The 11,093-nt window shown below is 65.9% G+C and carries 12 protein-coding genes; 10 read left to right on the top strand and 2 right to left on the bottom strand.

Features of this window, described 5'->3' with window-relative positions; genetic code table 11:
• From QZ753_RS19030 to QZ753_RS19005, 6 genes are all read left to right on the top strand, one after another.
• On the top strand, nucleotides 1–1,343 hold a 1,343-nt coding region (locus QZ753_RS19030), incomplete at its 5' end, for a pyruvate dehydrogenase complex dihydrolipoamide acetyltransferase (protein WP_294645965.1).
• 22 nt (nucleotides 1,344–1,365) lie between these two features.
• Nucleotides 1,366–2,001 carry an SGNH/GDSL hydrolase family protein gene (locus QZ753_RS19025; protein WP_294645964.1) on the top strand — a complete coding sequence of 212 codons (636 nt, stop codon included), beginning with the start codon at nucleotides 1,366–1,368 and terminating at the stop codon, nucleotides 1,999–2,001.
• Nucleotides 2,002–2,028: 27 nt separating this feature from the next.
• Complete coding sequence (gene lpdA / locus QZ753_RS19020) at nucleotides 2,029–3,480, top strand: dihydrolipoyl dehydrogenase (RefSeq protein ID WP_294645963.1); 1,452 nt, start codon at nucleotides 2,029–2,031, stop codon at nucleotides 3,478–3,480.
• Between the two features lie 95 nt (nucleotides 3,481–3,575).
• Nucleotides 3,576–3,836: a GlsB/YeaQ/YmgE family stress response membrane protein gene (locus QZ753_RS19015; protein ID WP_090964537.1), complete on the top strand. Its 261-nt coding sequence runs from the start codon at nucleotides 3,576–3,578 to the stop codon at nucleotides 3,834–3,836.
• Between the two features lie 45 nt (nucleotides 3,837–3,881).
• Nucleotides 3,882–4,847 (top strand): lipoyl synthase, encoded by a 966-nt coding sequence (lipA, locus tag QZ753_RS19010; protein ID WP_294645962.1) that lies wholly within the window; start codon nucleotides 3,882–3,884, stop codon nucleotides 4,845–4,847.
• Nucleotides 4,848–4,850: 3 nt separating this feature from the next.
• Complete coding sequence (locus QZ753_RS19005; protein ID WP_294645960.1) at nucleotides 4,851–5,303, top strand: type II toxin-antitoxin system RatA family toxin; 453 nt, start codon at nucleotides 4,851–4,853, stop codon at nucleotides 5,301–5,303.
• Here QZ753_RS19005 and QZ753_RS19000 read toward each other — a convergent pair.
• Nucleotides 5,285–5,812 carry a CinA family protein gene (locus QZ753_RS19000; RefSeq protein WP_294645959.1) on the bottom strand — a complete coding sequence of 176 codons (528 nt, stop codon included), beginning with the start codon at nucleotides 5,810–5,812 and terminating at the stop codon, nucleotides 5,285–5,287. The genes QZ753_RS19005 and QZ753_RS19000 overlap by 19 nt on opposite strands.
• Entirely contained in the window at nucleotides 5,802–6,977 is a 1,176-nt protein-coding gene (locus QZ753_RS18995) for a bifunctional 2-C-methyl-D-erythritol 4-phosphate cytidylyltransferase/2-C-methyl-D-erythritol 2,4-cyclodiphosphate synthase (RefSeq protein WP_294645958.1), read from the bottom strand. Before QZ753_RS18995 ends, QZ753_RS19000 begins: the two co-directional genes overlap by 11 nt.
• Nucleotides 6,978–7,132: 155 nt before the next feature.
• Between QZ753_RS18995 and dusB the strand changes: the two genes are divergently transcribed.
• From dusB to QZ753_RS18975, 4 genes are all read left to right on the top strand, one after another.
• Complete coding sequence (dusB, locus tag QZ753_RS18990; RefSeq protein ID WP_294645956.1) at nucleotides 7,133–8,206, top strand: tRNA dihydrouridine synthase DusB; 1,074 nt, start codon at nucleotides 7,133–7,135, stop codon at nucleotides 8,204–8,206.
• Nucleotides 8,207–8,209: 3 nt separating this feature from the next.
• Complete coding sequence (locus QZ753_RS18985; protein ID WP_294645954.1) at nucleotides 8,210–9,352, top strand: nitrogen regulation protein NR(II); 1,143 nt, start codon at nucleotides 8,210–8,212, stop codon at nucleotides 9,350–9,352.
• Nucleotides 9,352–10,800, top strand: coding sequence for a nitrogen regulation protein NR(I) (gene ntrC, locus QZ753_RS18980; RefSeq protein ID WP_294645952.1), 1,449 nt, complete (start codon nucleotides 9,352–9,354; stop codon nucleotides 10,798–10,800). Before QZ753_RS18985 ends, ntrC begins: the two co-directional genes overlap by 1 nt.
• 75 nt (nucleotides 10,801–10,875) lie before the next feature.
• Nucleotides 10,876–11,093: hypothetical protein (locus tag QZ753_RS18975; protein WP_294645949.1), on the top strand; the 218-nt coding region annotated here is incomplete at its 3' end.

Here is an 11,093-nt window from a genome sequence, read left to right as displayed (position 1 = left end):
GGCTGGTGAAGGAGGGCGACAAGGTCTCCTCCGGCGACGTCATCGCGGAGATCGAGACCGACAAGGCCACGATGGAAGTCGAGGCGGTCGACGAGGGTACGGTCGCCAAGATCGTCGTGCCGGCTGGGACCGAAGGCGTGAAGGTAAACGCGGTCATCGCGATCCTCGCGGCCGAGGGCGAAGACGCATCCGCCGCCGAATCGGGCGGGCAGGGCGCGGCGGCCTCCGCTGCGCCTGCGGCCGATGCCGCCGTGAAGGGCTCGACGGACGAGGCCAAAGACGCGGACAAGCGCGGCTATGAGCGCCCGGCCGAGACAGCGTCGGCGAGCGAGGGTGGTTCGCCCGCCAAGTCGTCCGGCAGTTCCGAGGCTTCGCAGGGCGGCCGCGTGTTCGCGTCGCCGCTGGCGCGGCGTCTCGCCAAGGAGCAGGGCGTCGAGCTATCTTCGGTGCAGGGCAGCGGCCCGCATGGCCGGATCGTGAAGGCCGATATCGAGGGCGCCGCCAAGGGGGGCGCACAGAAGCCGGCAACCGCTCAGACCGCATCGGTACCGACCACCGCCGCCCCGGCGCCCGCTCCGGCGGCGCCGAAGCCGGCAAGCGACGATGCGATCCTGAAGCTCTTCGCCGAAGGCTCCTACGAGAAGATTCCGCACGACGGGATGCGCAAGACCATCGCCAAGCGGCTGGTGGTGTCCAAGCAGACCGTGCCGCACTTCTACCTGTCGGTCGACTGCGAGCTCGAAGCGCTTCTCGCGCTGCGCAAGCAGCTGAACGGCGCCGCGCCGAACGTGAAGACCGAGGCGGGCGAGCGCCCGGCCTACAAGCTGTCGGTCAACGACATGGTGATCAAGGCGATGGCCTGCGCGCTCGTCGCCGTGCCGGACGCCAACGTCTCGTGGACCGAGAGCGCGATGCTGAAGCACCGCAACGCCGATGTCGGCGTCGCCGTGTCGATCGAGGGCGGCCTGATCACCCCGATCATCCGCAAGGCGGACGAGAAGACGCTGTCGACCATCTCGAACGAGATGAAGGATCTCGCCAAGCGTGCCCGTGCGCGCAAGCTGAAGCCGGAAGAGTATCAGGGCGGTACGACCGCCGTGTCGAACCTCGGCATGTTCGGCATCAAGGACTTCTCGGCGGTGATCAATCCGCCGCATGCGACCATTCTCGCCGTCGGTGCGGGCGAGGAGCGGGCGGTCGTCAAGAACGGCGCCGTCACCGTCGCCAATGTCATGACGGTGACCCTTTCGACCGACCATCGTGCGGTCGATGGCGCGCTTGGGGCCGAGCTCATCTCGGCGTTCAAGCGCTTCATCGAGAACCCGATGAGCATGCTCGTCTGAGCGCGCTTCGGGAGACGCGCCGGTGAAGACGGTCCTCTGCTACGGCGACAGCCTCACCTGGGGCTACGATGCGGCTGGTCCCGGCCGCCATCGGTTCGAGGACCGTTGGCCGAGCGTCGTCGGCGCGAGGCTCGGGGAACGGGCTCGCGTGATCGCCGAGGGCCTGAACGGTCGCACCACGGCCTATGACGACCATCTCGCGCCGGCCGACCGGAACGGCGTGCGGATCCTGCCGACGATCCTCGCAACGCATGAGCCGATCGACGTGCTGGTGATCGCGCTCGGCTCGAACGATCTGAAGAAGCATACCGGCGGCGGCCGGGCGGCGGAGGCCGCGTTCGGCGTCGAACGACTGGTCGAGGTCGCCCGCAGCTTTCCGTCGTCGTTCGGCTTTCGCGCTCCCAAGATTCTCCTGGTTTCGCCACCAGCGCTGGTCGCGACGCCGGACGCCGATTTCGATGCGATGTTCGGGCATGCGATCGACGAGTCGCGCCGTTTCAAGGACGCCTACACCCGTGTCGCATTCGCGACCGGGTGCCACCACATTGCCGCATCCGACCATTGCGTCGCGACCCCGCTTGACGGGGTGCATTTGGACGCCGCCAACACCAGAGCGCTCGGCGAGGCGATCGCACAGAGCCTGACGTCGCTGATCTAGCGCCACCCTTTTCGACGGAGAACCACGATGGCCGATACCTACGACATCCTGATCATCGGCGGTGGGCCGGGCGGTTACGTGGCGGCGATCCGCGCCGCGCAGCTGGGCTTCAAGACGGCCGTCGTCGAGCGGGAGCATCTCGGCGGCATCTGCCTCAACTGGGGTTGCATCCCGACCAAGGCACTGCTGCGCTCGGCCGAGGTGTTCCACTATGCCGAGCACGGCGACAATTACGGCCTGAAGATCCAGAAGCCCGATTTCGACATCGCGGCTGTGGTGAAGCGTTCACGTGGCGTTTCGGCCCAGCTCAACGGCGGTGTCGCCGGGTTGATGAAGAAGAACAAGATCGACGTCATCTGGGGTCAGGCCAAGCTGACGAAGGCCGGCAAGGGCGGCCCGGTCGAGGTCGAGGTCGGTGAGCCGACGAAGCCTGCGGTTCAGCCGCAGAACCCGGTGCCGAAGGGTGTCCTCGGACACGGCACCTACAAGGCCAAGCACGTGATCGTCGCGACCGGCGCGCGCCCGCGCGTCCTGCCGGGCATCGAGGCTGACGGCGAGCGCATCTGGACCTATTTCGAGGCGATGAAGCCGCAGACGATGCCGAAATCCCTGATCGTCATGGGATCGGGCGCGATCGGCATCGAGTTTGCGTCCTTCTATCGCACGATGGGCGCGGAGGTGACGGTCGTCGAGCTTCTGCCGCAGATCCTGCCGGTCGAGGATGCCGAGATCGCGGCCGTGGCGCGCAAGCAGTTCGAGAAGCAGGGCATGAAGATCCTGTCGGACGCGAAGGTCGCCAAGGTCTCCAAGACGGCGGACGGCGTCGAGGTGACGGTGGAGCAGGGCGGCAAGAGCCAGGTTCTCAAGGCCGAGAAGCTGATCTCGGCCGTCGGCGTACAGGGCAATACGGAGGGGCTGAACCTCGAGGGCGTCGGCGTGACCGTGGAGCGCGGCCTCGTCAAGACCGACCCTTACGGCCGTACCAATGTCGAAGGCGTCTACGCCATCGGCGATGTCGCCGGCGCGCCGATGCTCGCCCATAAGGCCGAGCACGAGGGCACGATCTGCATCGAGAAGATCAAGGGCATGGACGCGCATCCGATGAAGCGCACCCAGATCCCCGGCTGCACCTACTGCCAGCCGCAGATCGCTTCCGTTGGCCTGACGGAGGCGAAGGCCAAGGAGGAGGGGCGCGAGGTCAAGGTCGGCCGCTTCCGCTTCCTCGCCAACGGCAAGGCCATCGCGCTCGGTGAGCCGGACGGCATGGTGAAGACCGTGTTCGACGCCAAGACCGGCGAGCTTCTGGGTGCGCACATGGTGGGCGCCGAGGTCACCGAGCTCATCCAGGGCTTCGTCATCGCGATGGGTCTCGAGACCACCGAGGAAGAGCTGATGCACACGGTGTTCCCGCATCCGACGCTCTCGGAAATGATGCACGAAAGCGTGCTCGATGCCTATGGCAAGGTCATCCATATGTAAGGATGCGAAAATTGCAGCGAGCTGCGACAAGAGGTCTTGTCCACATTTTCGCCGCACTATCTCAACTCTCGGTATTTGTACCGTAGGAGATACGTATGGGTTGGCTCGCTGCAATTATCGTTGGCGGTATCGCCGGATGGCTCGCAGAGATGGTCATGAAGAGCAACATGGGCGTCTTCCTGAACATCATCCTCGGGATCGTCGGTGCCGTCTTCCTGAACTTCCTGCTGGGTATTCTCGGCGCTTTCGACCTTCAGGCTGGTGCGAGCTTCTCGATCCAGTACCTGATCGTCGGCTTCATCGGCGCCTGCCTGCTGATCTTTATCTTCCGGGCGGTTCGCGGTCGTCGCATCTAAAGCGCGCGATTGCGTGACCGTCGAACCGAGCTTAAATGACGGTCAATGGTCACGATCCTCGACGCACGTAGCTCTGCCGGCGCCGCAAGGCCCCGGCATCCCGAAAAGGCGCATCGCCCGGATACGGCGGTGCTCCCCAAACCAGACTGGATCCGCGTCAAGGCGCCGGTATCGGCCGGCTACCAGGAAACGCGCGAGATCGTGAAATCCAACCGCCTCGTCACCGTGTGTGAGGAGGCGGGTTGCCCCAACATCGGCGGATGCTGGGAGAAGAAGCACGCGACCTTCATGATCATGGGCGGCATCTGCACACGCGCCTGCGCGTTCTGCAACGTCGCCACCGGCCTGCCCCACGCGCTCGACAAGGACGAGCCGGCGAGCGTCGGTCGCGCGGTGGCCAGCATGGGCCTCTCGCATGTCGTCATCACGTCGGTGGATCGCGACGATCTCGCCGACGGTGGCGCGCAGCATTTCGTCGAGACGATCGAGGCGATCCGAGCAGCAGCGCCGGGTACGACGATCGAGATCCTGACCCCCGACTTTCTGCGTAAGCCGGGCGCGTTGGAGAAGGTGGTCGCGGCACGGCCGGACGTCTTCAACCACAATCTGGAGACCGTGCCGTCCAACTATCTGACGGTGCGTCCCGGCGCGCGGTACTTCCACTCGATCCGGCTTCTGCAGCGGGTCAAGGAACTCGATCCGACGATCTTCACCAAGTCCGGCATCATGGTGGGCCTCGGCGAAGAGCGGAACGAGGTTCTGCAGCTGATGGACGACCTGCGAACCGCGGACGTCGACTTCATGACGATCGGCCAGTACCTGCAGCCGACCCGCAAGCACCACCCGGTGATCCGATACGTGACGCCCGAGGAGTTCCAGTCGTTCGAGACCGTGGGCTTGACGAAGGGGTTCCTGGTGGTCGCGTCGAGCCCGCTCACCCGCTCCTCGCACCATGCGGGCGAAGACTTCGAGCGCCTCAAGGCGGCGCGTCTTGCGAAGGTCGCAGCCTGAACGATGCCGAAGTTCGAAAACGCCCGTGTCGTCCGGCACTCCCCCGACGAGATGTTCGCGCTCGTGGCGGACGTCGAGCGCTATCCGGAGTTTCTGCCGCTCTGCCAGAGCCTCGTCGTCCGCTCGCGGCGCGAGCGCGACGGCAAGACGTTGCTGATCGCCGACATGACCGTCGCCTACAAGCTGATCCGCGAGACCTTCGCGTCGCAGGTCCTCCTGAAGCCGGACGAGCGCCAGATCGACGTGAAATACGTCGACGGCCCGTTCCGCTATCTCGAGAACCGCTGGAACTTCGAGCCGCACCCGGACGGCTGCGAGGTGCGCTTCTTCATCGACTACGAATTCAAGAGCCGCACCCTGGGTCTCCTGATGGGCTCGATGTTCGACTACGCCTTCCGGCGTTTCGCCACGGCCTTCGAGGAACGGGCGAACAAGGTCTACCCGGCTACGGCTTGAGCCAAACGGTCGAGGGCTTCCTCGATCAGTCCCAGCGCCGTGGCTGCGCTGGCCTCGCGTACCGCGCTGCGGCCGAGCGGACCGAACCTTCGTTCGGTGTGGAATGTACCCAGCTTCGACGCGCAGGCGAAGTGGACCAGCCCGACCGGCTTGAGGTCAGAGCCGCCGCCCGGTCCAGCGATTCCGGTGATCGACACGGCGATGTCGGACCCGGCCTCGCGCCGTGCACCCTCCGCCATGGCCTCCGCGACCTCGCGGGACACGGCGCCGAATCGCTCCAGCCGATCGGTCGGCACCTTCAGGAGGCGCGCCTTCGCCGCGTTCGAGTAGGTGACGAAGCCCGTTCCGAACACGGCGGACGATCCGGCGATCTCGGTAATCGCCGTAGAGACTAGCCCGCCGGTGCAAGATTCGGCCGTTGCGATCGTCAGGCTCTGCGCCAATGCCTTCTCGACGATGCGCGCGGCAAGGGCATCCAGCTGGTCTCGGATCTCGCTCTCATCCGCCATAAACCACACTCGCCGTTGCGATCGCCGCGATCCCCTCGCGCCGCCCGATGAAGCCGATCGTCTCGTTGGTGGTCGCCTTGATCGAAATCCGTTCGGCCTCGAGGCCCGTCACATCGGCGATGACCTCGACCATGGCCGTGCGGTGAGGGCCGACCTTCGGTGCCTCGCAGATCAACGTGACGTCGACGTTGCAGATGCGCCCCTTGTGCGCCTCCACGATCTCGACCGCGCGCTTCAGGAAGATGCGCGAGGCGACGCCGCGCCACTGCGGATCGCTCGGCGGGAAATGGGTGCCGATGTCGCCCGCGCCGCATGTCGCCAGCAGCGCGTCGGTCAGCGCATGGAAGCCGACGTCGGCATCGGAGTGACCGAGAAGGGCCTGATCGTGTTCGATCCAGACGCCGCAAAGCGTCACCCCGTCGCCCGGCACCAGCTTGTGGACGTCGTATCCGTTGCCCGTGCGCACATCGATCATCGCGGGTTCTCCTCGAAAGCGCTCGGCGGCGAGCGTCAGTTCACGCGCCAGGGTCAGCTTGACGTTCTCCGGGTCTCCCGGAACCAGCCGGACCGGGATGCCGGCCCATTCAGCGATCGAGGCATCGTCGGTGAAGGCCGTCTTCGTTTCGCGAGAAGCTTTCGTGTGCGCCTCGCGAATCAGGCCGTAGGGGAACCCCTGAGGCGTCTGCGCCCCGAACAGACCCGACCGGTCGACCGTCACGTCGATCAGATCGCCGTCCGAGCGCTTCAGCGTATCGGCGACGGGGAGGGCGAGGATCGCGCCGGTCTTCGGATCGATGTCCGCGACGACGCGCAGGATGGCGTCGGAGGAGACGAAGGGGCGCACGGCGTCGTGGATCAGGACGATCTCGGGATCGGCTTCGGCCAGCGCCTCGAGGCCGCAGCGCACCGACGCCTGCCGTGTGGCGCCGCCTTCCACCAACTGCACGCGGTCGAGCAGCCCATCGAGAGCGCGGCCGGCCATGGCATGATCGTCGGGATGGATCACGACGATCACCGAGCCGACGCCCGGCGTCGAAAGGAAGCGCTCGGCGGTTCGCCATAGGACGGGGCGTCCGCCGAGGTCGAAATACTGCTTTGGTCCATAGGGCGTCAGCCCAGCGCGCGACCCGCGGCCAGCGGCAACAAGGATCGCTGCGACTTTCATTCACCACCCGAATTTGAACCGTTCCACCAACAGTGGTCAGCACATCCGCCAGCGGGGAGCAAGAGCGCAGCTCCGCTCACTGTGCAATGCAGCATGGCGTTGCTTTGCACACGCATTTTGATTGTCTTTTGAGCACATGGCGATATGCTGTTTCAATGTGCTCTCTGGATGATCTTCCGACGTCGAACCGCCGCCTCCCGGCGCGTCCCGGTGACCTGTCACTGGGCAGGCTCTCGATCCGCTCGCGGGTGTTTCTCGCGCCGCTGTCGGGAATCACCGACGTGCCGTTTCGGCGTCTCGTCCGATCGTTCGGGACGGAAGTGGTGTATTCGGAGATGGTGGCGAGCGGAGAGCTCATTCGCAACGACGCCGACAGCCGGCAGCGCGCAGGGGCGGACGGGCTTGGCCTTCATGCCGTTCAACTGGCAGGCCGCGAAGCGTCCGCGATGCGTCGCGCTGCCGAGATCGTTGCGGCCGAAGGCGCCGATGTCATCGATATCAATATGGGCTGCCCGGCGAAGAAGGTCGTTGGCGGGCTGTCGGGCTCGGCGCTGATGCGCGACCTCGATCAGGCGCTGCGTCTGATCGAGGCGACGGTCGCGGGTGCCGGCTCGGTTCCGGTGACCCTTAAGATGCGCCTCGGCTGGGATCGGTCCAGCCTCAACGCGCCCGACCTCGCCGTGCGCGCCGAGGGCGCGGGCGTCAGGCTGGTGACGGTCCACGGGCGGACGCGGGATCAGTTCTACACGGGCGCGGCGGACTGGCCTGCGATCGCCGCCGTCTCGCGCGCCGTTTCGATCCCGGTGGTGGCGAACGGCGACCTGCAGTCGATGGCCGATCTCGACGCGATGCTGCAGGCGAGCGAGGCGGATGCTGCGATGATCGGGCGCGGCGCCTGCGGGCGGCCTTGGTTTCCTGCGCTCGTCGGCGGACACATCGACCGCGACCGGATGCGGCAAGGCTTCGCCGATCTCGTCGTCGCGCACTACGACTCGATGCTCGAATTTTACGGAGAGCAGGCCGGCCTCCGCCATGCCCGCAAGCATCTCGGCTGGTACCTCGATCGATGGGAGGCGGCCGCGGGCTTGCGTCTCATGGCCGACCGGGCCGAGCTGATGCGGGCCACTGATTCCGAGCTCGTCCGTGCTCGCCTGCGAAGCCTCTTCGGGGCGACGACCTTGAGCGACGTCGAGCCGGACCTTCCCGCATCCCTGCGCCAGGCTGCCTGATCGATGACGTCCTCCGCATCCGCCCCGCCGCTCGATCAGTTCGCGCTTCTGAACGCGCTGCCGCATCCCGTCGTCGCCCTCGACGAAAGCGGCCGCTTCACCTTCGCCAATTCCGACGCCGAGCAGTTCTTCTCGGCAAGTGCTTCGCACCTCGCCAAGCGGCGGCTTGCCGATTTCGTCCCGCACGACAGCCCGGTGCTCGGCCTGATCGAGCAGGTGAAGAGCGAGAATTCGCGGATCAGCGAGTATCGCGTCGACGTGTCCTCGCCGCGTCTCGGTATGGACCGGCTGGTGGACGTCTATGTCTCGGGCCTCAGCGATCCGCCCGGCCACGTGCTGGTCATGTTCCAGCTGCGATCGATGGCCGACAAGATGGACCGGCAGCTGACCCATCGCTCGGCGGCCCGCACGGTGACCGGGCTTGCGGCGATGCTGGCGCACGAGATCCGCAATCCGCTCTCGGGCATCAAGGGGGCGGCGCAGCTTCTGGAAGCGGAAGCCAGCGACGACGACCGCATTCTGACACAGCTGATCCAGGACGAGAGCGAGCGCATCGTGAAGCTCGTCGATCGGATGGAGGTCTTCTCGGACGAGCGTCCGGTCGAGCGGTCGGCGGTCAACATCCACTCCGTGCTGGAGCACGTGAAGACGCTGGCCAAGAGCGGCTTCGCGCGCGACATCCGTATCACGGAAGCTTACGACCCCTCGCTGCCCTCGGTGTTCGCCAATCGCGACCAGCTGGTCCAGGTCTTCATCAACCTCGTGAAGAACGCGAGCGAGGCGGTGGGCGGGCGGCCGGACGGCGAGATCAGGCTTTCGACGGCATTCAAGCCCGGCGTGCGCCTCTCCGTGCCGGGCGCACGCACGCGTATGACGCTGCCGTTGGAGTTCGTCGTCGAGGACAACGGCGGCGGCGTGCCGGATGACATCCGCGAGAACATCTTCGATCCGTTCATCACGACCAAGCCCAACGGCACCGGCCTCGGCCTTGCGCTGGTCGCCAAGATCGTGCGCGACCACGGCGGCGTGATCGAATGCGATTCGTATCCCGGACACACGATCTTCCGCGTGCTGATGCCGGCCTGGACGGAGCCGGATGCTCCCGACACCGACGGAACGACCCCGAAACGCAGGCGAACGCGCTGATGGCCACCTCCCAGATTCTCGTTGCAGACGACGATGCGGCGATCCGCACGGTCATCTCGCAGGCCCTGATGCGGGCGGGTTTCGAGGTGCGCGTCACGTCGAACATCGCGACGCTCTGGCGCTGGATCAGTGCCGGAGATGGCGATCTCGTCGTGACCGACGTGCTGATGCCAGACGGTAACGTTTTCGACGTGCTGCCGAAGATCCGCAACACGCGGCCCGATCTTCCCGTCATCGTCATGAGCGCGCAGAACACGTTCATGACGGCCATCCAGGCCTCGGAAAAGGGCGCCTACGACTACATCCCGAAGCCGTTCGACCTCACCGAGCTCGTCAGCATCGTGCGCCGGGCGCTGGCCGAGCCGAAGGCCGAGGCGCGCAACAAGGCGATGGACGACGGCGGCGAGACGATCCCGTTGATCGGACGCTCGCCGGCCATGCAGGACATCTACCGCGCCCTCGCGCGCATGATGCAGACGGACCTGACGGTGACGATCACCGGCGAGTCGGGCACCGGCAAGGAACTCGTCGCCCGTGCGCTTCACGACTATGGACGGCGTCGCAAGGGGCCGTTCGTCGCCATCAACATGGCGGCGATCCCGCGCGATCTAATCGAATCGGAACTCTTCGGACACGAGAAGGGCGCTTTCACCGGCGCTCAGGCGCGTGCCAGCGGACGTTTCGAGCAGGCCGAGGGCGGGACGCTCTTTCTCGACGAGATCGGCGACATGCCGATGGAGGCGCAGACGCGGCTTCTGCGCGTGTTGCAGCAGGGCGAATACACGGTTGTCGGCGGTCGCACGCCGATCGCGACTGATGTGCGCATCGTCTCGGCGACGAACAAGGACCTGCGCCAGCTGATCCAGCGCGGCCTGTTCCGCGAGGACCTGTTCTATCGGCTCAACGTCGTCCCGCTGCGCCTGCCGCCGCTGCGCGAGCGCATCGAGGACCTCGTCGATCTGACGAACCACTTCTTCGGTCTCGTCCAGAAGGAAGGGCTGTCGCGCAAGACGCTGACGTCCGGGGCTCTCGACGTGATGCGGCGCTACTCGTGGCCGGGCAACGTGCGCGAGCTCGAAAACCTCGTGCGGCGCCTCAGCGCTCTCTATCCGCAGGACGAGATCACCACCGAGATCATCGAGCACGAGCTCGCAAGCGAACAGTCGAGGCCGATCGGCGGCGACGGCGACAGTTCAAAGCCGATCGACCTTTCGGCCGCCGTCGAGCGCTACCTGTTCGAGTATTTCGGCTCGTTCGGCAACGAACTCCCGCCTCCGGGTCTGCACGGCCGCATCCTGCGGGAGGTCGAGTATCCGCTGATTGCCGCAGCGCTTGCGGCGACGCGCGGCAATCAGGTGAAGGCGGCCGATCTCCTGGGGGTGAACCGCAACACGCTGCGCAAGAAGATCCGCGATCTCGACATTTCGATCGTTCGATCGATCCGCTAATTTTCTGCGAATGCTCGTTGCATTCTAGACACATTGCGTTGCAAGAGTGCCACGTGATCTGATCACGGGTGGCTGATGGCAGCGCAGACGACCACGATGGACGGGGAGATTCCCGCACTCGGCGAACGCCGTCGGTTCATGCTCGTGCCGGGCATCCTGGCGGTGATCGGTGCGCTGGTGACGGGCGCGATTTCCTTCGTCGTCCTCATGGGTCTGACGCCGATCGCACCGACCGCCGCGGTGGTGAAGACCGCGACCGTCGTCAACGGCGTCTTCGTTCTGCTGCTTTGCGT

This window comes from uncultured Aureimonas sp. (assembly GCF_913775355.1).
Lineage (GTDB): Bacteria > Pseudomonadota > Alphaproteobacteria > Rhizobiales > Rhizobiaceae > Aureimonas.
This window is presented reverse-complemented; position numbering and strand designations above follow the sequence as displayed.